The sequence below is a fragment of the Stenotrophomonas sp. ISL-67 genome, assembly GCF_018612915.1.
GTDB lineage: Bacteria > Pseudomonadota > Gammaproteobacteria > Xanthomonadales > Xanthomonadaceae > Stenotrophomonas.
In genome coordinates, this window is sequence record NZ_JAGGRL010000002.1 from 208948 (window position 1) to 230552 (window position 21605).

Genomic DNA, 21605 nt, shown 5'->3' on the forward strand with positions numbered 1-21605 from the left:
TCACTGGCTCGGAGGGCAAGAGGGGGCGGGCGCTCCAATTTTATGCGTGGATGAGCGACTCAACAAAGACACAGATCGGAAGTTCATTTGACAGGACTCAATTCGGACCGTATTCTGGCCGAAAGCATGTGGAGCATTGCCATGGCGCTGGCTGAACAGATCAAACCGATTACCTACCTGAAATCCCATGCGGCCGAAATCGTGAAGGAATTCAGTGCCAATCCCGAACCCATCATCATTACCCAGAATGGTGAGGCCAAGATGGTGGTGGTCGAGATTTCCCAGTACGAACAGCAGCAGGAAACCCTTGCATTGCTCAAGCTGATCGCACTGGGCAGGAAGGAGTTCGCGGAAGGCAAGTTCAGCGATGCCCGTTCGTTCATCGAAGAGATGGACGACTGACGGTGCTTCGCAACGTTCTCCTCCTTGATAGTGCGAAATCTGAGTTCAAGGCGATAAGGCAGTACGTGCGGAAGGAATTTGGAAACGCTTCCTGGGACAAAGCAAGACGCGCCTTCCTTGATGCCATCGACCTCATCGAGCGGAGCCCGGAAATGGGCTCGGACGTCGATGAGCTTCGTGGATTGGGAATTGCCGCCTTCAGGTCCAAGCTGGTTGGACAGACCCGGATCATCTACGAGTTCGATGACGCGAACGTCATCATCCATATGTTCATTCATACCCGCAGAGACTTCCGAACCCACCTGCTCAGCCGAGTCCTCGGGTCATGATCCTGCCCTTGCGGCACAGGGCATAGAGCGGGCCTCTGGCCCGCTGCCTTTGCACATTCAGCCTGCTCGAAACACCCCCCGCTGTCGCAGGGGGCGACTACCAAGCAGATGAACCCTACAGCTCCTGCCTGTCTTTTCCGCCCGGCACAGAATGCTTTATCAGTAACAATACCAACAACAAGTCCCTGATATTGAAGAACGCTGTCCCGTCACTCGTGGTCGAGTCCGGCTTCAACTTGTACTCAATTACAGTATTTCCTACAACTTTCCACGTACCGCCACTGTCGTAGGTCCAGCGCATGGCCTCCTTCGACATTTTCTCCCAGTTGGTTATGTACATGTCCAGCCTTTCCGGCCACGGGGTTTTCATTTTCTTGGGATCAACGGCAGCTATGACACTTTCAAGAACCGGATAGAATCTCAATGCCTCCGATATGAACACTGCAAGGGTCGACATACTCTTCAGGATGCTGAATTTACCCAGGGCAGACTTCAAGTCCTTCTCATTTGCCGCCGGGCGATACTTGGCTATATTGTCGGCAGCGAGATAAAAATCGTCATAGCCGATGTAGCCCTTGTCCTTGAACGAATAGCAGTGCCGCGGACTATCCATAATGCCGAACTCACCGTCCACTCCACGAAGATTTGTAACTATATTGGAGACAGCATCGTCAGTGGATGTCCCGGCTTTAGCCGCATCGTAGCGTACATATATAAGTTTTCCATCAATTTCAACAACGAAACCACATATATAAAGATCCGTAAGTGAAATTACAAGATAAAACACCCCGCTGTCAGTTGTTATTTTTGCAGTTACATACGCCCCCCCCTCCTTTGTCGTGTATATATTCCTCCTTTCCGGCATCTTGTCGATCTCTATCCTTACCCCTCCGCCATGGATGAACTTCGCAATATCCATGAGGAATTTCTTCATTACTGCGGGAAGATCGCTATTATCCCCTGATATATCCAGGTCAACGTCATGCTTGAGATCTTTCATGGTATGCCCTTCAAGTTTTAATTGCAGGTAACTCAACCTTCAATCATCGAGACCTTGGAAATAAAACCAGATGGCGCATGAGAGTGCTCGATGAAAATCCAGTCCATGCCCTCATCAAAGAGCTTCTTGAGCGCGCTGGGGCCGGGTCCGACATCTAGATGGCCGTTATAATACGCCCCCATATTGATGTCATAATACATGCCCAGCATGGCGTTGCTTCCAGTGATGGGCCCAACACCGAGCGGGCCATTATATTTAACCCATCCAAACGGCCCTTTTATTCCAGGCTTTGCAGCATGCTCTTCAATGGCATCAACCCTGATCAGCTCAGTAATACCCCAGCCATACTTACATAGCCTGACATGACATTTTGCATATTTCATGCTTATCCCTCAGTATATTGAGTATGTATTTTCCTGCACTTCTCCGCGCCATCTTTCACGCAAAATCGTCGTAAAAATGATTCACCCGCACTCCATGGGCGACTTTCAAAGCATATCCACGCAGCTTTCGTCTCGATCAAGACAGCCGTCAACCTATCAGCCGTTGCCGGGAGACTTTAGTGCGCGCAAGCAGGCTCCCAGCGAGGATGTATTTTCCCGGTGAAGAAATGGGGAGCTATCCTTTCCCGGCTGCATTAAAATCTCACATCGTCACGCCAATATTTACCTGCAATTATCGGAAGTATTTCATTGCCGCCAACAACTTAATACTTGAGTTGCGCGCATACCCTTTGTCGCGGGCATGATGCTGATTGCGTCATGGCCATCCCGGAAGCCCGTTGGCACAAGGCTTATGCACGGAGAGCGCTTGGCGATTGGGTGGCGGGCTTGACGCTGCTGATCACTTGAAAGGAATGTTTCGCCGGGATCATTCGCAGGTCAATTTTCCCGCTTTGCCCCATGCCAGGCGCATCCGCACAAAGACAGAAGGGGAACGACCACACGGTACGGGCGCTGCCAGCCGTGTCGCCTTTGACCTACTTTTCGACGCACTGCGCGTCGCAGGGCGCGACGCCCCACCCATTGAACTGCGCTTGGCGACGACAACGCCACGGCAATACGGTGGGGGCGAGTCCATACATAGGGTCGATCCCCGGTCGACCGCACGTAACGTTGCTATGCGCGACGAACGCATGATCTCCAATCGAAACGCGCTCTTCCGCCAACGTCATGCCATAACCGAACGTTCGAACATGGTCGGCGGTCGACTGGGGTGCGACCCTACCCCGGGCCTGCGGGCCTGCGGGTCTGCGGGTCTGCGGGTCTGCGGGTCTGCGGGTCTGCAGATATCGACGTTGCGTGGAGCGGCCGGGTAGAGCCCGGCGCTACGTCAGGTCTGCGCCTGCGTCGCCCTCTGGTTCGAGGGCCTTTACCAGTACCGCTGCCTGGGTGCGGCTTACGCATTCCAGTTTCTTGAGGATGGCGGTTACGTGCACCTTTACGGTGTTTTCCGCCAGGCCCAGTTCGTAGGCGATCTGCTTGTTGAGCAGGCCGTCGGCGAGGCATAGCAGTACGCGGAATTGTTGCGGGGTGAGCTGGGCGAGGCGCGCTGCGAGCAGGGCGTCGGATTCGGAGCGTTCTGCCGCCATGGCCGGGAACCAGAGGCCGCCGTCGAGGACGGTTTCCACGGCCTTGCCGATGGCGTCTGCCGGGGCGGATTTTGGAATGAAGCCGGCCGCGCCGAACTGCTGGGCGCGGCGGATGACGCGCGGGTGGTCGTTGGAGGAGACGATGACGACCGGGATGTCGGGGTGGGAGCCGCGTACGTGGAGGAGCGAGGAAAAGCCTCGGGCGCCGGGCATGGTGAGGTCCAGGAGGACCAGTTCTATGTCCGGGTGCTGGTTGAGGGCTGCCTCGAGGGCTTGAGCGCTGGCAACTTCGATGACCTGGACCGCCGGGAGGGCCTGGCGCAGGGAGTGGACTACGGCGGCGCGGAGTAGCGGGTGGTCGTCGGCTACGAGGATGGTGATTTCGCTCATAGGGGGATTGTAGGGGGGATTTTGGGGTGCGGCTAAGAGCAGCCACGCAGGGCGTGGCTCTACGCGGGGTTTGAGATCGTGCGCCCGGCCGGGGGCGGACACGCGTGGCGTGTCCCTACGCGGTGGGATGCCGGCGGTAGTGACACGCCATGCGTGTCACGGGGTGGGTCGCCGCCCGGGGGCGTAGTGTCCCGCGCGGAAAAGAGCGCAACCCGTGCACCCCACGTCGGTCCGTTCAGCGCGGCTGGGTGCTGCCCTTCCAGGCGTCGAGGAATTGGCGGCGCTTCAGGGCGTCCAGGTAAACCAGCAGGCCTGGACCCAGCAGGATCGGGCGGTAGCTGCGGCCCGGGGCGCGGCCGCGCTGGGTCGGGAGGATCGACATCAGGCGCGCTTCACGGGAGAGCACCTGCTGGCCGCGTGGGGATAACAGGTAGTCGAGGAAGCGGCGCGCTTCTGCTGCGTTGTGAGCCGTGCGGGGGATCACGGCGGTGCGCAGGACGACGAGGGTGTAGTCCTCCGGTTCGACGATGCCCAGTGGAGCGCCCGCATCAATGCGGGCCTGGGCGTAGGAGCCCAGTACGTTGTAGGCGAGGGAGAGTTGGCCGCTGCTTACGCGGTCGAGCAGTACGCCGGTGCGTTCTTCGAGCTGTACCTGGTTGTCGCCCAGTGCGCCCAGCAGGGCGCCCGCCATGCTGCCGCGCTGGCCATCCTGGGTGGCGAGCAGGTAACCCACGCTGCTGCGCTCGACGTCATAGGTGCCTACCTTGCCCGCCAGCGGGGCGTCCGGGGCGCGCAGCAGTTCGAGCAGCTGGCGGCGGGTCCTGGGTACGCGGGCCGCTGGCAGGGTGCGGGTGTTGTAGACCATCGCCACCGGTTCGTAGCTGATGCCGAACGCTTCATGCCGCCACTGTGCCCATGCGGGCAGCGCGTCGGTCTGTGGCGAGCGGTGCGGCAGCGCATGGCCGTCGTTGACAAGCTTCGCCTGCAGGTCCATGCCGCTGCTGATCAGCATGTCCGGGCCGGTGGCAGCATGGCGCTCGCGCACGTAGCGGGCGTACATGTCCTGGGCGATCACATCCTCGTAAACGATCTCGGTACCCGGGTGCAGGCGTTGGTAATCGGCAATGACGGTGGCGAACACTTCGATGTCGGTGGAGCCGTGGATGCGCAGCTCGGCGGTAGCGGTGCCCTTGGCGGGAAAGCGCTGTACGTCGCCGGGTGCGGCGACCGCCGGGCCTGCCACCAGCAGCACCAGCAGGAACAGGGTGCGCATCATGCGTGCAGCCTCGGCAAACGAATGGTGGCCACCAGGCCGCCACTGGGCCGGTTGCTCAGGTCGATCTGGCCGCCGTGGCTGTCTACCACGCGCTTGACGATGGCCAGGCCCAGCCCTGCCCCGCCCGGCGCGGCGTCCTCGCCACGGGCGAAGCGCTCGAATACGCGTTCGGCATCGCCCGGCGCAATGCCTGGGCCATGATCGGCGATGGTCACCACGCTGTACTTGCCTTCTTCGGTGAGCGCGACCTGCAGTGGGCCGTCACCGCCGTACTTGAGTGCGTTGTCGATCAGGTTCTTGATCGCTTCGCGCAGCAGCAGTGCGTCACCCTGCACGCGCGAGGAAGACACGCCCACCGCCAGCTGCACGCGCGGTGCGGGCAGCGCCTGCGGTAGCGCCTCATGCAGGGCCTGATGCACGGTTTCCACCATGTCCACCGGCGCGAAGCGCTGCAGGTTGGAACGATGGATCACGCTGGCATCGCTGAGCAGCTGGTTGAGCAGGCGGCTCATGTGGGTGGCATTGCGGTCGATGGCAGCCAGGCTGCGGCGCATGTCTTCGGGGTCCTCGTCGTCCAGCGCCAGCTGCGCCTGCGCGCGCAGTGCGGCCAGTGGCGTGCGCATCTGGTGGGCGGCTTCGGCCATGAACGCGCGAAGGGTTTCGTTGCTGCTGGACAGGCGCGCCATGAAGCGGTTCAGCGCGGCCACCATCTGGTCCATCTCGCGTGGCACGCGCGCGTCCAGCGGGCTCAGGTCGGAAGGCTCGCGTCGCGACAGCTCGCGCTCCACCTTCACCAGCGGGCGGAACGCCCGGTGCACGCCGAAGGCCACCAGCGCCAGCGACAGCAGCGAGAGCACGCCGATGGCCAGCAATGCGCGGTTGACGATGTCCTGCGCCACCGCTTCGCGCGCGCGCCGGGTCTGGCCGACCTGCACGCGGACTTCGGCCTGCGCCGACGGCGAGGAGACACGCCGCGACACCACCACGAAGCGCACGGTTTCGCCACTGTAGGGGGTATCGAACAGCTGCGGCTCATCGGTCGGCATGCGTGGCGGTGCCGGCAGATCGGCGTATCCGGTCACGGTGCGGTTCTGGCCGTCGAACACCCTATAGAACACGCGGTCATCCGGCGCCATCGCCAACAGGTCCAGCGACGCATACGGCAGGTCCACCTGCCACTGCGCGTCCACCAGCGCCACCGAATCGATGATCGAGAGGGCTGAAGACACCAGCAGGTGGTCGTAGGAACGGTTGGCGGCGCGCTGGCCGTAGTCGCGCGCAGCGAACAGCAACGCCACGGCAAACACCGCGAGCAGCACGCCGAGATACAGGGTAAGCGTGCGCCGTAGGGAGCTGGGCGCGCGGGTTTCAGCCGTGGGCATCGGGCGCGCCGTCGATGGCTTCCAGCAGGTAGCCGCTGCCGCGCACGGTGACGATGCGCAGCGGGGCGTCGGCCAGTTTGCGGCGCAGGCGGCCGACGTAGAGTTCGATGGCATTCGGGCCGGCTTCGTCGTCGAAGCCGAACAGGCCGTTGCCGATCTCGTCCTTGCCCACTACATGCCCCAGCCTGCCCATCAGGATTTCCAGCAGGCGGTATTCACGATTCGGCAGTTCGATCGGCTGCCCATCCAAGGTGACCCGGTGCGAGGCGTTGTCGAACTGGAAGCCGCCAATCTGCACCAGTTCGCTGGCCTGGCCGCGCGTACGCCGCAGCAGCACGCGGCAGCGTGCTTCGAATTCGCGGAAGTCGAACGGCTTGCCCAGGTAATCGTCGGCCCCCACGTCCAGCGCCTGCACGCGGTCTTCGATGCCATCGCGCGCGGTCAGCATCAGCACCGGCGTGGCATCGCCGCGCTCGCGCATGCCGGCCAGCACGCGCAGACCATCGAGCTTGGGCAGGCCGATGTCCAGCACCACCAGGTCGAAGCTCTGGTAGCGCAGCACGCTGGCGGCGGCCAGGCCGTCGTTCTGCCAGTCCACGGCGTGGCCACTGCGGCGCATGCGGCGGACGATGGCGTCGGCCAGGTCCGGATTGTCTTCAACCAGCAGGATGCGCATCGGGCGGGAACAGGCGGGGGTGCGGGAATCCTAGCGCGAGCGGCGTGTTTGGTGGGTTGCGCTGCGCTGCAGCAGGCGTCGACAGGTGGATGACAGCTTCCCCGCACTAGGCTGCGCCATCGCCAGGCACCCCCGTGCGGACGCGTCCCGACAACCTGCGGGTTGGCACGGCCACAGGCCCTGCCCGCCCACCGCCATGTACCTGGGAGGGTTCATGCACTTCGATCTCCTGCGCCGCCGCGGGCTGGCCGCCTGCGCCCTGCTGTTGCCCATCGCCCCGCTCTGGGCCGCCGACGATGCCGATGCGGACCGCCCGCTCACCGCCACCTTCGGCGGGCGCCTGCATCTGGATTTCGCCGATTTCGACAACGATGCGCGCGGCACCCCGAACAAGGACGACACCGAGATCCGCCGTGCCTGGCTGGACATGTCGGGCCGGTTCTTCGTGGTGGACTACAAGCTGGAGGCCGATTTCTCCGGCGACCGGGTCGAAGCCAAGGATGTTTACATCAGCCGCGATTTCAGCGGCGGCAAGCTCAGCGTGGGCCAGTTCAAGCAGTTCTTCTCGCTGGACGACCGCACCGGTTCCAACTACGGCAGCTTCCTGGAGCGCGGCAATGCCGGCACCACGCTGGCGCCGCTGTACCGCTTGGGCGCGTCGTGGCAGGCGGCCAGGAACGACATGACCTGGGCGGCCAGCGCCTACAGCCTGGAAAGCATCGATGCGTGGCAGGTGAAGGGCCGTGCGGCCGGTGGCCGCGCCACCTGGGCGCCCGGTGCCACTGCTGGCGACGTGCTGCACCTGGGGCTGTCGCTGGCGCATGAGCGCTACGACACGCCCGGTGCCAATGGCGTACCGGGGTTGAAGATCCGACCGCGCCCGGCCGGGCACCTATCAGACAACAGCCGCCTGACCCTGGTCGATTTCTCTTCCGGCCGGGATACCGACGTCAACAAGTGGTCGCTGGAATACGCGCAGGTGCGCGGCCCGCTGTCGTGGCAGGGCGAGTTCAGCGGCGCCACCTTCGATGACGGCAGCCAGCGCGGCACGGTACTGGCCGGCTACGGGATGCTGAGCTGGTTCGTCACCGGCGAATCGCGCGGCTACGACCGCAAGACCGGGCGCTTCGCGCGCATCAAGGACATCCGCCACAAGGCCGGCGCGTTCGAGCTGGCGCTGCGTTACGACCAGATGCGCGGCGAGCAGCACCTGTTCGGCCAGCCGGACCTGATCGATGCGCGCACCGAGGCATGGACGCTCGGCGGGAACTGGTACCTGCGCCCGAACCTGCGCTTCATGTTGAACCTGATCGACAGCCGCAACCGCGATTACCTGGCGGCGGCCACCGTGGACCACACCCGTGCGGTCACCGGCCGCCTGCAGTTCGATTTCTAAACCCCCCTTGCAAGGAAACCCGCAGATGATGCTGAGCATCCTCGGCTTTGGCATGGTCATTACGTTCATGTACTTGATCATGAGCAAACGACTGTCGCCGCTGGTCGCCCTGATCACCATCCCGATCATCTTCGCCCTGCTTGGCGGGTTTGGTAACGGGCTGGACGAGATGATGCTGGACGGCATCAAGAAGATCGCGCCGACCGGCGTGATGCTGATGTTCGCCATCCTGTACTTCGGGGTGATGATCGACGCCGGCCTGTTCGACCCGCTGGTGCGGATCATCCTGCGCCTGGTCAAGGGCGACCCGATGAAGATCGTGCTGGGCACCGCCGCGCTGGCGATGCTGATCTCGCTCGATGGCGACGGCTCCACCACCTACATGATCACCGTGTCGGCGATGCTGCCGCTGTACCAGCGGCTGGGCATGAACGCGTTGAACATGACCTGCGTGACCATCCTCGCCGGTGGCGTGATGAACCTCACTCCGTGGGGCGGCCCAACCGCACGTGCGGCCACGGCACTGCACGTGGACCCGGCCGATGTGTTCGTGCCGCTGATTCCGGCGATGGTGCTGGCCTGCGCGTCGGTGCTGCTGCTGGCCTGGTACCTGGGCCTGAAGGAGCGCCGCCGGCTGGGCGTGGTGAAGCTGCCTCAAGGAGGCAGCTGGATGGATTCCAGCGTGTCCGATGACGGCACCCTGCCGACCGTGGAAGACGCCGAAGATACCAAACGGCCGAAGCTGCTGTGGGTGAACCTGGCGCTGACGCTGGCACTGATGACCGCGCTGATCCTGGGCGTGCTGCCGATGCCAGTGCTGTTCATGGTGGGCTTCGCGATCGCGCTGGTGATCAACTACCCGAACCTGGCCGAGCAGCGCCGCCGCGTGGTCAACCACGCCGGCAACGTGCTGTCGGTGGTGTCGTTGATTTTCGCGGCGGGCATCTTCACCGGCATCCTCAACAACACCGGCATGGTGGAGGCGATGTCGCACAGCTTCCTGGCGGTCATCCCCGATGCGTGGGGGCCGTACCTGGCGGTGATCACCGCGCTGGCGTCGATGCCGTTCACCTTCTTCATGTCCAACGACGCGTTCTACTTCGGCGTGCTGCCGATCCTGTCCGAGGCGGCCGGCAACTACGGCATCACCCCGGTGGAAATGGCGCGCGCCTCGCTGGCCGGCCAGCCGGTGCACCTGCTCAGCCCGCTGGTGCCTTCGACCTACCTGCTGGTGGGGTTGGCCAAGGTGGAATTCGCCGACCACCAGAAATTCACCCTGAAATGGGCGGTGATGGTGTCGCTGGTGCTGATGGCCGGCAGCCTGCTGTGCGCCCTGTATCCGTTCGCTGCCTGATCCACTTCAAGGAGTTCCGTCATGACGCTTCGCATCGCATACGTCACCAGCGGCATGGGCAGCGTGGGTACTGCCATCTGCCAGAAGCTGGCCCGCAACGGCCACACCGTGGTGGCCGGCTGCGCGCCCAATTCGCCGCGCAAGGCCGGCTGGCTGCGCGAGCAGCGTGAGCTGGGCTTTGACTTCATCGCCTCTGAAGGCAACGCCGCCGACTGGCAGTCCACCGTGGCGGCCTTCACCAAGGTCAAGGCCGAGGTCGGCGAGATCGACGTGCTGGTCAACAACGCCGGTGGCAGCCGTGACGTGCTGTTCCGGCAGATGAGCCAGGACGACTGGAACGCGGTGATGGGCTCGAACCTGCACGCGCTGTTCAACATCACCAAGCAGGTCATTGATGGGATGAGCGCGCGCAGCTGGGGCCGGATCATCAACATCGGTTCGGTTAGCGCGCACAAGGGCCAGATCGGCCAGGTCAATTTCGCCACCGCAAAGGCGGCGATGCATGGTTTCAGCCGCGCACTGGCCAATGAAGTGGCCACGCGCGGGGTGACGGTGAACACCATTTCGCCGGGCTACATCGCCAGCCAGTCGATCAGCAGCTTCCCGCCCGATGTGCTGGACCGGCTGGCCGGCTCGGTGCCGATCCGCCGCCTGGGCAAGCCGGAAGAGGTGGCCAGCCTGTGCGCGTGGCTGGCGTCGGATGATGCCGCGTATGTCACCGGCGCGGATTATGCGGTGAATGGCGGGTTGCATATGTTCTGATGCTCGGCGGCAGCACGGCCCAAGCACCCTACGCGGGATCAGCCCCAACGATGCGCGCGCCTATATCATTCGGCCGCGAGCTGGTCCATGCGGATGCGGTTGGCGAACAGCGAGAACGCCAGCATGCCGGCCAGCCCATTGGCACGACTGACCCAGTGCGGGAGCCAGCGCGGTGGGCGCAGGATGCCTTCTTCGAACAGCGGGGCGAAGTCCACCGCGTCGGTCAGCGACATCTTGCCGGCGAACAGCCAGCGGCAGTTCTGCAGGCGGTCTTCGGCCAGCATGTGGCGGAAGAAGGTGTGTACGGAGACCAGTCCGCGCAGGTACACGGTGTCCTTGGTGAAGGCCGCGCCGCCGGTGGCGGGAACGCCGCGGAACACACGCTGGGCCGAGGCGAAACTCTCTTCGTTGTTCTGCCCGGCATCGCAGAAGTAGCGGAACACCTGGATGAAGTCGGCCCCTTCGCGCGCCATCGCGATGGCCTCGGTGCGCAGGCTGATGCGCTTGAGCCGTTCGATGTCGATGCTGCCGGTGATCTGTTCGGCGAACGTGGCCAACCCTTCCTGGGTAGCGGTCACGCGCGGCGAGGACAGCGCCAGGCTGGGCAGGTGTGGCTGTTCGCGGCCGTTGAGCGCGGTGAGCGAATGCACCAGCGCTTCGTGGTGGAACAGCTGCGCGCGGTCGTAGGCGCTGAAGCGCGCACTGGTACGCAGGCGGATCCGGGTGGGACCGGCGGCGGCCTTGGAGATCAGCTCCGGATCCAGCTGCACGCTGATGATGCGCGTTTCAAAGAACGCGTCCAGGTCGCTCTGCAACTGCAGTTGCAACGCGGTGGCCGAGACCGGCACCTGCTCTTCGGGTGCCAGCAGTTCGTGGTCCAGTTCCTGTGCGATCTGGATGAAGTGACGGGCGGCTTCGCGGGTGCTGGGCCCATTGCCCGGCAGTGGTTGTTCGGGCGAGCCGAACAGTTCCACCGAGTATCGGTCCACGTCAGCGGTGCCCAGCGATTCAAGCAGGCCGGCGGCCAGGTCCCAGCTGTGCGCCGAGCGCCGGATGTACAGGCCAATGGGGTGGTCGGGGTCGCACTGGGCGCTGATCGCAGCCAGCGCGCGGCGGGTGTCGGTGAAATCCAGCCTGGGGTAGTCCAGCACCGGCAACGCCGGGTTGCCACGGGCCACGCTTGCCAGGAACGGGGCCTGCAGGGCAGCGGGCCAACTGGTCAGGCCCAGCAGCCGGATGCCTCCAACGGCCTCCACCAGCCGGGCGTCGAGCTCGGTGTGGTGGGCAACGTCACGATCCACGGTCATCGGCTGGCTGCGCGGGACGCTGTTCATGAACGGACCTTATCAGGGTCTGTGCCGGGGTGTGAGCCCGTTCCGGCACGAAGAGCACAATTGGCCTATAGTTGGTCCAGAAGTAGCCAAAGGAGGTTTCCATGTCCCCTGCTGACCGCCGCGCCAGCGCCACCCCGAAGAAGGCCACCGCCCGTGCAATCGGCGAACGCAACAGCAGGCGCAGCGCGGGCGCCGTCCGCGAGCCGCTTGCAGCGTACGAGGCTCCAGCCAGGGTAAATGCGTTCCGCACCTTGCTGCGTACTGCCCCGTTGGCCGAACGGGTGCGCATCGAACGCGAAGGCGTGCCCTACCAGGTGGTGAAGGGACTCATTGACGACATCTTCGTCAGCAGCACGGAATTCCAGACCTTCGTGCGGATTCCCAAGGCCACCTTCACCAAGAAGATGCGGGACAAATCGCTGTTTGCCGGAACCACCGGGCAGTCCGTGGTCGGGCTGATGGAGCTGATCAACAAGGTCGAAGACATGCTCGCCGCCGAGCAGGACAACCCGGCCGCGAAGGGCTTCGATGTGGAACGCTGGGTGGGCCAGTGGATCCAGCGACCGCAGCCCGCACTGGGCGGCCTGGCGCCGGCCGAGCTGATGGATACACCCAGCGGGCGCGCGTCGGTGATGCGGGTGCTGGGAGCGGTCCAGAGCGGCGCCTATCAATGAGGCTGGCCCGAATCGGGTCCACCGGGCCGACGTGGACACCGGACGACATGACCGGTGCCGGTGCCGCCGCCTCACCCGGGCGTTGGAACCGCACGGGGGAACGGGTGATCTATGCCGCGCCCAGCCTGGCCATGGCGGTGCTGGAGACCGCCGCGCATATCGATGACAGCGGCTTGCCGCTGAACAAATACGTCATCGAGATCGACGTGCCCGATGACGTATGGGCTGCGCGGTTGGTTATCCCGGCCAGCGCGCTACCGGTGGGCTGGGATGCGATTCCGCACGGGGTGGTGTCGATCGGCGTGGGGTCGAACTGGTACGCCAGTGGGGCTCAGGCGATTGTCGAGCTGCCGTCGGTGATCGCGCCGGAAGAAACCATTGTGGTGATCAATGCGCAGCATGGGGACAGCCGACGGATGCGTGCGCGGGCTACGCGTCGGTTGCAGTACAACCTGTTGTTCCGGGGGCGTTAGGGAGCGACTCAGCGTTTTTTGGTGGGGCGCCACTGCGCGCCTTTACTTACGTGGCGGCGTTCGATGGCCTGCTGGGCCTGGCGTACGGCCAGCTTGGCGGCGGCGGCGGCTACTTCTTCCTTCAGCTTGAAGTAGTTGAGCAGGCGCTCTTCGTCCAGTTCACCGGAGTCGATGGCGGCACGTACGGCGCAACCCGGTTCGCGCTGGTGGGCGCAATCGCGGAAGCGGCACTGTTCGGCCAGCGCTTCAACATCGGCGAACCCCACTTCGCCCAGCGCTTCTTCCCCGGTCGGCTTGAGTTCGCGCATGCCGGGGGTGTCGATCAGGCAGGCACCGGACGGCATCGGAATCAGCGCGCGGTGGGTGGTGGTGTGGCGCCCCTTGGAATCGTTACCGCGCACCTCGGCGGTTTTCATCAGCTCGTAGCCCAGCAGCGTATTGGTCAGGGTCGACTTGCCCGCGCCGGAGGAACCGACCAGCACCACGGTCTGCCCAGCCCCCAGCCACGGCAGCAGGGCGCTGGCGCTGGCCGGGTCGCGGCCGTTGATGGCCAGCAGCGGGATGTCCTGCGCGGCCAGCTCTTCCAGCACGGCCAGGGCGTCTTCGCTGTATTCGGTCTGGTCGGCCTTGGTCAGTACCACCACCGGGCGTGCGCCGCCGCCGCCGACCAGCATCAGGTAACGCTCGATCCGGCGCGGGTTGAAGTCCGCATCCAGGCCACAGACGATGAACACGGTATCGATGTTCGCCGCGATCACCTGCTGGTGGTAATGCTCGCCGGCCGCGCCGCGCTTGATAGCGGTGCGCCGGGGCAGCAGGGCCACGATCAGGATGCCGTCCAGCAGCACCCAATCGCCCACGGCCGCACGTTCGTGGCTGGGAAAGCGCGGGCGCTGCCATTCGGCGGGGGATTCGGTCTTGATGGCCGCGCCCGGGGCGTCGGCCACCACGTAGCCGGTGCGGTGCTGTTCGATCACCCGGCCCGGGCGGGCCTGCGGGTACTGCTCGAACAGGGCCTGCCAGGCAGGCAGCTCGGGGGCGCCTGCCCAGGGCCAGCCCATGGTCTGCAGGGCGCGGTAATCGATCGGTTCGCTCATGCGCCCATTCTAGAGGCCCACTTCCCCCGGCGTCTCAGCCATCGGCGGCAACTGCCCGCCAATACTGGGAATTTGCCCCGAAGCCCTTGCCCTGCAACGCAGCATTTCCGCTAGTATGCGATTTCCATGCCCGACCCACGGCCCCGTCATGTCCACGCCCCCGCTGAAGCCGCTTGCCACCCGCGAGCGCCTGTCCGAAGTCCGCTACGAGATCCGGGGCGAACTGGCGCGGCGAGCGCGTGAGCTGGAGGCGCAGGGGCGCAAGCTGATCAAGCTGAACATCGGCAACCCGGGCAACTTCGGGTTCCGCGCGCCGGAGCACCTGCAGCGCGCCATTGCCGACGACATGGGCCGCACCGATCCGTATACCCACCAGCAGGGCCTGCCGGAAGCACGCGAGGCGATTGCCGCGGCCTACGCCCGCCGTGGCGCGCCCGATGCGCATCCGGACCGGGTGTTCATCGGCAACGGCGTCAGCGAGCTGATCGACCTGTCGTTGCGCGCGCTGCTCAATCCCGGCGACGAGGTGCTGGTGCCCTCGCCCGACTACCCGCTGTGGTCGGCGGCGACCATCCTCAACGACGGCCGCCCGGTGTACTACCGCTGCGCACCGGAGAACGGCTTCCAGCCGGACCCGGTCGAAATCGAAACGCTGGTCTCCTCGCGCACGCGCGCCATCGTGCTGATCAATCCGAACAACCCCAGCGGCGCCAGCTATTCGCGCGAGCTGCTGGAGCGCATCGTGGCCATCGCCGCCAGGCACAACCTGCTGCTGATGGTCGATGAGATCTACGACCAGATCCTGTACGACGACGCGCGATTCCAGCCGATGGCCCCACTGGCCGGCGAGCACCCGTGCATCACCTTCAGCGGCCTGAGCAAGGTGCACCGCGCCTGCGGCTGGCGCGTGGGCTGGGCGATGCTGTCCGGCGCCGCCGAACGGCTGGGTGAATTCCGCGCCGCGATGGACCTGCTCAGCGCGCTGCGCCTGTGCGCCAACGTGCCGGGCCAGTACGCGATCGATGCGGCGGTGAACGGCCCGGACACGGTGTCGGCGCTGTGCGCCCCCGGTGGGCGCCTGTACGAAACCCGCCGTGCGGTGATCGAGGCCTGCAACGCCAGCGAGCATCTGTCGCTGGTCGCCCCGGCGGGTGCGCTGTACGCGTTCCCGGCCGTGGTGGGCGCGGCCGCGCGCAGCTTCGACGACCATGATTTCGCGCTGGAGCTGATGAACGAGGAAGGCGTGCTGGTAGTGCCCGGCTCGAGCTTCAACGTGCCCTACCGTCACCATTTCCGCGTGACCCTGCTGCCGGAGGCCGAGGTGATGCGCGATGTGTTCGCGCGCATCGACCGTGCGTTGGCCCGCCGCGCCGAAGCCAATACCAAGGTGGTACCGCTCAAGCCGCGCAGCGCGGTGGCTTGAAGTGACGCTGTCCTACCTGGCACTGGGCGATTCCTACACCATCGGTGAGGGCGTGGCTCCGGCTGACCGCTGGCCGATGCAGCTGGCCACGGCCCTTCAGGAAGCCGGCCACGTGGTGGCCGAACCGCAGATCATCGCCACCACCGGCTGGACCACCGACGAACTGGAGGCTGGCATCGATGAGGCCGCGCCGCAGGGTCCGTTCGGGCTGGTCAGCCTGCTGATCGGGGTCAATGACCAGTACCGCGGGCGCAGCGTGGACGCCTACCGCCCGGCCTTCAGCGCTCTGCTGCAGCGCGCGCTTGGCTTTGCCGGCCAACAGCGGCGGCGCGTGCTGGTGCTGTCGATTCCAGACTGGGGCGTGACCCCGTTCGCGCGCGACCACAACCGCGACCCGGCGCAGATCGCGCGCGAGCTGGACGCCTACAACGCGGCGGCGCAGGCGATCTGCGCCGAGCACCACGTGGCGTTCGTGGACATCACCGCGATCAGCCGCGAACGCGGTGCGGAACCGGCGATGCTGGTCGAAGACGGCCTGCACCCTTCCGCCGCGATGTATACCGAATGGACGCGCCGGGCCTTCCCGGTCGTCCGTACCCAACTGGATGACGAGGCAGCACGCTGAGCACGGACGCGTTACCACTGGCCAGGGAACAGGCCCGCCGCATCGCGGATGCCTTCATGCCGGCACAGCGCTTCGGCAACCGCCGCGATTATTACTACAGCCGCGGCAAGCTCGGCAGCGATCCGCTGTACCCAGGCGTGCTGCGCGCGCTGGCACCGTGTTCGCAGCCGCTGCTGGATATCGGCTGCGGGCTGGGGCTGCTGGCGCATGTATTGAGGCAGAGCCAACGCACGCAGCCCTATCTGGGCGTGGACATCGACGCGGACAAGATCGCCCGTGCAGTGCGCGCCGGTAAACGTGCGGCGCTTGTTGACGCGCGCTTTGCCTGCGTGGATGCCAGCGCTGCCCTGCCCGACCACCAGGGCAGCGTGGCGCTGCTTGACGTGTTGCAGTACCTGCCAGCCGAGGCCCAGCCGGTGTTGCTGCATGAGGCGGCCGCGCGGGTTGCGCCCCGCGGGCGGCTGGTCATCCGCACGACGCTGGCCGACAACAGCGGTCGCGACCGCACTACGCGGATTACCGACATGCTGGCGCATCTGGTGGGCTGGATGGGCACGCGCCCGCGGCACTACCCCGATGCCGCCAGTGTGCGTGCACCGTTGGAAGCGGCGGGGCTGCAGCTGGAGATGGTGCCGCTTTATGGCAATACGCCGTTCAACAACTGGCTGGTGACAGCGGTACGTGGGGACGGCACGTGAACGATCCTCGCCCGCGGCATTCCGCTTTGGGCATCGCGGCACTGGTGGTGAGCTTGGTGGCGCTGGTGCTGTTTGCCGTGACCGCGCACGTGGCCCACCTGCCCCGCCATGCAGGCATGCACGAGATGCCGGTGGCAGTGCTGGTGATGCTGTTCGTGTGCCTGGGGGTCACCGTGGTCGGCCTGCTGCTGGGCATCGGCAGCGCGTTGCAGCACCAGCGGCGGCGGGTCACCGGCGTGCTGGCACTGGGATTGTCGATCACCCTGCTGTGGGCGCAGGTGTCGCTTGGCAGCTGGGTGCACCAGCAGTGGCAGGATGCGCACCCGAGCGTGGGTGGGTCATGAATGCCTGACGGACGGCTTCGGTGGGGTTAAACGCCGGAAACGTGATCGCGGCGTGGTGTTGATCGATTTCGGATGCCTGGGCCGCGCTGTGCGCGGCGTCCGGCCAACGGCCGGGGCTACGAATTGTTACGGACCCATCAGGATCGGGATCAATCAACCAAGGGCGCCGGGAACCCTCGGTAGCGCCGGCCGTTGGCCGGCCCACGGATATCACGACGTCGGCAATACCGCGCGCAGGCCGCGCGCCTGGATCGCCTGCAACACCCCTTCGATGATGGCCAGGTTGTGGCCGTGGGCGGCGCCTTCATGCAGCAGGATGATCGCGCCGGGGCGCAGGTCTGCGACGATGCGGTTGATGACCTGCTGCGGCTGGCAATCCACGCCGTCGAAGCCGCGTGCACTCCAGCCGACCCGGGTCAGGCCCCACTGTTGCAACGCCGGCGCGACGAACGGGTTGGTCATGCCCACCACCGAGCGGTACCAGCGCGGCGGGCTCCCGGCGATGTCGGCCAAGGCCTGCTGGCACTGCGCGATCTCGTCGGCCATGGTGGCCGGGCCGAGCCGCCAGAAGCGGGTCTGCGGGTGGCTGTGGCTGTGGTTGCCCAGGTCGTGGCCACGGGCCAGCACCTGCCGGACCCGCTCCGGCCGCGCGGCAGCGCGCTCGCCGACCATGAAGAAGGTGGCCTTGGCCTGGTAGCGGTCCAGCAGGTCCAGCACCGCCGGGGTCTCGGCCGAGGGGCCGTCGTCGATGGTCAGCCAGACCTGTTCAGCCGGTTCCGGCAGCTGGCTCAGCACCGGCGCGTAGAAGCGGCTGTTGGGTAGGAATACCGGCACCATGAACAGTGCATGGGACGCCACCATCAGCGGCAGCCCGATGGCCCAGCCCAAGCCCCACCAGGCCAGTACCACGGCCAGCTGGGACAGCAGCAGCCAGGGCAGCCAGCGCCACGGGCGACGGGGAATGTGATGCAACGTTTCCGGTACGGTCATGCCCCATGATGCCATGCCGCGTAGAATGGGGAGTTCGAAGACACCCGGACCCTGACTGCCATGTCCCTTGATCCCGCCCTGCGTTCGCGCATTGAATCCATCCTTACCGCCGACCGCGTCGTGCTGTTCATGAAGGGCCAGCCGAGCATGCCGCAGTGCGGATTCTCGGCCAAGGCCGTAGGCGCCCTGCAGGACCTGGGCGTGGAGTTCGCCCATGTCAACGTGCTGGCCGACGCGGACATCCGCGAAGGCATCAAGGCCTATGGCGAATGGCCGACCATCCCGCAGCTTTACATCGAAGGCGAACTGGTGGGCGGCAGCGACATCATCCTGCAGATGGCCAGCAGCGGTGAGCTGAGTAGCGTGCTCGGCCTGGCTGCGCCCGACCGCACGCCGCCGAACATCACCGTGACCCCGGCGGCAGTGGAAATGCTGCGCGGCGCGCTGGCCGATGCACCCGGTGCCTCGCTGCAGCTGAGCATCGATGCCAGCTTCCAGCCGAACTTCCAGCTGGCCCCGCACGATGACAGCGCCATTGCCGCCGAATCCAACGGCCTGCGCGTGCAGTTCGACCTGACCAGCGCACGCCGCGCCGACGGCATCACCATCGACTGGGTGGACGACATCCGCGGCAAGGGCCTGGCCATCGACAACCCCAACGCGCCGAAGGCGGTGCAGGAACTGGCCGTTCGCGACGCCGACGACCAGCGCCGCGCCGGCACCCTGACCGTGGTGGACGTGCGCCCGGCAGACGAGCGCGCCATTGCGGCGATCGAAGGCACGTTCGACACCTTCGACGGCGACAACCGTGCCCGCCTGGAAGCCCTGCCCAAGGACACCCCGCTGGCCTTCCTGTGCCACCACGGTGGCCGCAGCGCGCAGGCCGCCGAGCAGTTCCGTGCATTGGGTTTCAGCAAGGTCTACAACATCACCGGCGGCATCGATGCCTGGTCGGATGCGGTGGACAACAGCGTGCCGAAGTATTGAAAGGCGCCGGGCACGGCCCGGCACCGACACGTAGTGACACGCCACGCGTGTCAAGCGATACGTATCACGCAACAAAAGAACGCCGGCATTGCCGGCGTTTTTTTTGATCATTCACCGTCGTTACCGGACGTTGAGATGTTCGTAGAGCGACGCCCTGCGTCGCTACACACCATCGGTCAGCCCGCAAACCCGCCCTCGGCAAGGTAATCCAGCTCCTCCGGCGTCGGCATCCGCCCCAGCACCGCATTGCGGTGCGGGAAGCGGCCGAAGCGGCGGATGATGTCACGGTGCAGTTCGGCGTATTGCAGGTATTCCTTGTCGCCCAGTACGTCGAACATCGCAACCGAGCGCTCCTGGTCCTGCGGGTCTTCGGAATGCTCGAACGGCAGGTAGATGAAAGCGCGCAGCTTGGGCACCAGCTGCAGGTCCAGGCCCTCTTCCACTGCGCGCATGGCGTAGTGGCGGGCCAGTCCGTCGGTGGCGTAGGAATGGGCGGTGGCGCGGAAGCAGTTGCGCGGGAACTGGTCGAGCAGGATCATCAACGCCAGCGCGCCATCGGCCGATTCCAGCCAATGTTCGCGCGCGCGGCGCGCGGCAGCGTAATGTTCGTCAAGAAACGCCGCGCGGAAACGCGCATCGAACGCGTCATCGCGCGCGAACCACTGCTGTGGTCCCGCATCGCGCCAGAATTCCACTACTTGTGCCGCCACGTCCATTCAGTGCCCCTGCGGGCGGTGCGCCTTCCCGGCGCCCCTCCCAAGCCATTGCCATCATTCGTCAAAGCGCAGATGTCGGACCGACTTGCCATTGCGCCGTATTAGCTTAAGCGCCTCGATACCGATCTGGATATGGTTTTCGACGAACCGGGAGCTGACCTTGGCATCGGCGGCATCGGTGTTGACCCCGAATGCGGCATGCACTTGGCCACTTGGCAACGCGCCGGCCAGCGGCTAGCGTCGCGGGTGATCTTTCACGCCGCATCGGGGATGACATGCGTACACGATTGACCGCCGGGCTGGGCCTGGCGCTGTTTGCCTTGGCTGCGCCCTCTGCGCCGGCCGCATCGCGCTTCACGCAGGATCCGTACCCGAGCACCTATGCGCCGATCGCCTCGGCCCCGGTGCTGATCCGCAACGCTACCGTGCTCACCGGCACCGGCACCCGCCTGGAACGGACCGACCTGCTGCTGCGCGACGGCCGTATTGCCGCACTCGGCACCGCCCTGGACGCGCCCGCCAACGCGGTGCAGGTCGACGGCACCGGCAAGTGGGTCACCCCCGGCATCATCGACGTGCACTCGCACCTGGGCGTGTACCCCAGCCCCGGGGTGAGCGCGCACAGCGATGGCAATGAAATGACCGCACCGGTGACCGCCAACGTGTGGGCCGAGCATTCGGTATGGCCGCAGGACCCGGGCTTTGCTGCGGCATTGGCCGGCGGGGTGACCTCGATGCAGGTGCTGCCCGGCTCGGCCAACCTGGTTGGTGGGCGCGGGGTGACGTTGAAGAATGTTCCCGCTACCACCTACCAGGCCATGAAGTTCCCCGGCGCCCCGTGGGGCCTGAAAATGGCCTGCGGCGAGAACCCCAAGCGCGTGTACGGCGGCGGCAAGGGCGTGGCACCCGGCACCCGCATGGGCAACGTGGCCGGCTACCGTGCCGCGTTCATCGATGCCAGCGAGTACCTGGCCAAGAACGCGCCGAAGAAGGTCAGGAAGAAGCGCTGGTTCGGCGGCAGCGACAAGGGCGACAGCGCCGGCGATACCGGCGGCAAGCGCGACCTGAAGCTGGATACGCTGGCCGGCGCCATCGATGGCGACATCCGCGTGCACATCCACTGCTACCGCGCCGATGAGATGGCCACCATGCTTGACTTGTCGAAGGAGTTCGGCTTCAAGATCGCCGCGTTCCACCACGGCGTGGAGGCCTACAAGCTGGCCGACCGGCTGGCCGCCGAAGGCGTCTGCGGTGCGCTGTGGGCCGACTGGTGGGGCTTCAAGATGGAAGCCTTCGATGGCATCCAGGACAACATCGCGCTGGTCGACCGCCCGGCCAACAGCTGCGCGATCGTGCATTCGGATTCGCCCGAGGGCATCCAGCGACTCAACCAGGAAGCAGCCAAGGTGATCGCCAACGCGCGCCGCGCCGGCATGCCGATCGCCCCCGAGCGCGCGATCGGCTGGTTGACCTCCAACGCCGCCCGCTCGCTGGGCGTGGAGAAGCAAACTGGCAGCCTGGAGGTGGGCAAGATGGGCGACGTGGTGGTGTGGAACGGCAGTCCCTTCAGTTCCTACGCGCTGGCCGAAAAGGTATACATCGACGGCCACCAGGTTTACGACCGCCAGGACGTCAGGCGGCAGCCGCTGTCGGACTTCATGCTCGGCCAGGAGGCACGCCCGTGAC

General features: G+C 65.4%; 23 protein-coding genes and 1 pseudogene. 13 read left to right on the forward strand and 11 right to left on the reverse strand.

Going from position 1 to position 21605, the window contains the following annotated elements; genetic code table 11:
• Positions 1-141: 141 nt before the first annotated feature.
• Together J7J08_RS04525 and J7J08_RS04530 are read left to right on the forward strand one after the other, a co-directional pair.
• Entirely contained in the window at positions 142-402 is a 261-nt protein-coding gene (locus tag J7J08_RS04525; protein ID WP_214901935.1) for a type II toxin-antitoxin system Phd/YefM family antitoxin, read from the forward strand.
• Positions 403-404: 2 nt separating this feature from the next.
• Positions 405-731, forward strand: coding sequence for a type II toxin-antitoxin system RelE/ParE family toxin (locus J7J08_RS04530; RefSeq protein ID WP_214901937.1), 327 nt, complete (start codon positions 405-407; stop codon positions 729-731).
• 115 nt (positions 732-846) lie between these two features.
• On the opposite strand, the gene J7J08_RS04535 is transcribed toward J7J08_RS04530, so the two are convergent.
• The 6 genes from J7J08_RS04535 to J7J08_RS04560 form a co-directional block, all read right to left on the reverse strand.
• Entirely contained in the window at positions 847-1731 is an 885-nt protein-coding gene (locus J7J08_RS04535; RefSeq protein ID WP_214901939.1) for a ribosome-inactivating family protein, read from the reverse strand.
• A gap of 32 nt (positions 1732-1763) precedes the next feature.
• A complete protein-coding gene (locus J7J08_RS04540; RefSeq protein ID WP_214901942.1) occupies positions 1764-2114 on the reverse strand; it encodes a hypothetical protein in 351 nt (116 codons plus the stop codon).
• A gap of 944 nt (positions 2115-3058) precedes the next feature.
• Positions 3059-3712 (reverse strand): response regulator transcription factor, encoded by a 654-nt coding sequence (locus tag J7J08_RS04545; RefSeq protein WP_214901945.1) that lies wholly within the window; start codon positions 3710-3712, stop codon positions 3059-3061.
• A 235-nt stretch (positions 3713-3947) separates the two neighbouring features.
• On the reverse strand, positions 3948-4988 hold the full coding sequence (locus J7J08_RS04550) for an ABC transporter substrate-binding protein (RefSeq protein ID WP_214901948.1): 1041 nt from the start codon (positions 4986-4988) through the stop codon (positions 3948-3950).
• Entirely contained in the window at positions 4985-6370 is a 1386-nt protein-coding gene (locus tag J7J08_RS04555) for a sensor histidine kinase (RefSeq protein ID WP_214901951.1), read from the reverse strand. The genes J7J08_RS04550 and J7J08_RS04555 overlap by 4 nt, the downstream gene beginning before the upstream one ends.
• Positions 6357-7046: a response regulator transcription factor gene (locus J7J08_RS04560; protein WP_214901953.1), complete on the reverse strand. Its 690-nt coding sequence runs from the start codon at positions 7044-7046 to the stop codon at positions 6357-6359. The genes J7J08_RS04555 and J7J08_RS04560 overlap by 14 nt, the downstream gene beginning before the upstream one ends.
• Positions 7047-7260: 214 nt before the next feature.
• Here J7J08_RS04560 and J7J08_RS04565 point away from each other — a divergent pair, with 214 nt between their 5' ends.
• The 3 genes from J7J08_RS04565 to phbB are packed head-to-tail and all read left to right on the forward strand — an operon-like array spanning position 7261 to position 10558.
• Complete coding sequence (locus tag J7J08_RS04565; RefSeq protein WP_251006416.1) at positions 7261-8442, forward strand: porin; 1182 nt, start codon at positions 7261-7263, stop codon at positions 8440-8442.
• A gap of 28 nt (positions 8443-8470) precedes the next feature.
• Positions 8471-9796 (forward strand): CitMHS family transporter, encoded by a 1326-nt coding sequence (locus tag J7J08_RS04570; RefSeq protein WP_214902409.1) that lies wholly within the window; start codon positions 8471-8473, stop codon positions 9794-9796.
• Positions 9797-9817: 21 nt separating this feature from the next.
• Positions 9818-10558, forward strand: coding sequence for an acetoacetyl-CoA reductase (gene phbB / locus J7J08_RS04575; RefSeq protein WP_214901957.1), 741 nt, complete (start codon positions 9818-9820; stop codon positions 10556-10558).
• A gap of 65 nt (positions 10559-10623) precedes the next feature.
• On the opposite strand, the gene J7J08_RS04580 is transcribed toward phbB, so the two are convergent.
• Positions 10624-11865 (reverse strand): flavohemoglobin expression-modulating QEGLA motif protein, encoded by a 1242-nt coding sequence (locus J7J08_RS04580; protein ID WP_214902412.1) that lies wholly within the window; start codon positions 11863-11865, stop codon positions 10624-10626.
• A gap of 128 nt (positions 11866-11993) precedes the next feature.
• Between J7J08_RS04580 and J7J08_RS04585 the strand changes: the two genes are divergently transcribed.
• Positions 11994-12566: an antitoxin Xre/MbcA/ParS toxin-binding domain-containing protein gene (locus J7J08_RS04585; protein WP_214901960.1), complete on the forward strand. Its 573-nt coding sequence runs from the start codon at positions 11994-11996 to the stop codon at positions 12564-12566.
• Positions 12563-13039 carry an RES family NAD+ phosphorylase gene (locus J7J08_RS04590; protein WP_214901963.1) on the forward strand — a complete coding sequence of 159 codons (477 nt, stop codon included), beginning with the start codon at positions 12563-12565 and terminating at the stop codon, positions 13037-13039. Before J7J08_RS04585 ends, J7J08_RS04590 begins: the two co-directional genes overlap by 4 nt.
• 8 nt (positions 13040-13047) lie before the next feature.
• Here the strand turns inward: J7J08_RS04590 and rsgA are convergent, their stop codons facing one another.
• On the reverse strand, positions 13048-14136 hold the full coding sequence (gene rsgA / locus J7J08_RS04595; protein ID WP_214901966.1) for a ribosome small subunit-dependent GTPase A: 1089 nt from the start codon (positions 14134-14136) through the stop codon (positions 13048-13050).
• Positions 14137-14284: 148 nt separating this feature from the next.
• On the opposite strand from rsgA, the gene J7J08_RS04600 reads away from it, so the two are divergent.
• The 4 genes from J7J08_RS04600 to J7J08_RS04615 are packed head-to-tail and all read left to right on the forward strand — an operon-like array spanning position 14285 to position 17226.
• A complete protein-coding gene (locus J7J08_RS04600) occupies positions 14285-15559 on the forward strand; it encodes a pyridoxal phosphate-dependent aminotransferase (RefSeq protein ID WP_214901969.1) in 1275 nt (424 codons plus the stop codon).
• A 1-nt stretch (position 15560) separates the two neighbouring features.
• Positions 15561-16184, forward strand: a complete 624-nt coding sequence (locus tag J7J08_RS04605) for an SGNH/GDSL hydrolase family protein (protein ID WP_343237701.1) — start codon at positions 15561-15563, stop codon at positions 16182-16184.
• A gap of 17 nt (positions 16185-16201) precedes the next feature.
• Positions 16202-16882 carry a class I SAM-dependent methyltransferase gene (locus J7J08_RS04610; protein ID WP_214902415.1) on the forward strand — a complete coding sequence of 227 codons (681 nt, stop codon included), beginning with the start codon at positions 16202-16204 and terminating at the stop codon, positions 16880-16882.
• Complete coding sequence (locus J7J08_RS04615; protein ID WP_214901975.1) at positions 16879-17226, forward strand: hypothetical protein; 348 nt, start codon at positions 16879-16881, stop codon at positions 17224-17226. Before J7J08_RS04610 ends, J7J08_RS04615 begins: the two co-directional genes overlap by 4 nt.
• A gap of 210 nt (positions 17227-17436) precedes the next feature.
• Here J7J08_RS04615 and J7J08_RS04620 read toward each other — a convergent pair whose 3' ends face one another.
• Positions 17437-18216, reverse strand: a complete 780-nt coding sequence (locus J7J08_RS04620) for a polysaccharide deacetylase family protein (protein ID WP_214901977.1) — start codon at positions 18214-18216, stop codon at positions 17437-17439.
• A 60-nt stretch (positions 18217-18276) separates the two neighbouring features.
• On the opposite strand from J7J08_RS04620, the gene grxD reads away from it, so the two are divergent.
• A complete protein-coding gene (gene grxD, locus J7J08_RS04625; RefSeq protein WP_214901979.1) occupies positions 18277-19203 on the forward strand; it encodes a Grx4 family monothiol glutaredoxin in 927 nt (308 codons plus the stop codon).
• 176 nt (positions 19204-19379) lie between these two features.
• Here grxD and J7J08_RS04630 read toward each other — a convergent pair whose 3' ends face one another.
• Positions 19380-19919 (reverse strand): DUF924 family protein, encoded by a 540-nt coding sequence (locus tag J7J08_RS04630; protein ID WP_214901981.1) that lies wholly within the window; start codon positions 19917-19919, stop codon positions 19380-19382.
• A gap of 54 nt (positions 19920-19973) precedes the next feature.
• A pseudogene (locus tag J7J08_RS04635) lies at positions 19974-20108 on the reverse strand (AMP nucleosidase); the annotation flags it as partial.
• A gap of 86 nt (positions 20109-20194) precedes the next feature.
• Between J7J08_RS04635 and J7J08_RS04640 the strand changes: the two are divergent.
• Positions 20195-21604: an amidohydrolase gene (locus J7J08_RS04640; protein WP_214901983.1), complete on the forward strand. Its 1410-nt coding sequence runs from the start codon at positions 20195-20197 to the stop codon at positions 21602-21604.
• Position 21605: the final 1 nt, after the last annotated feature.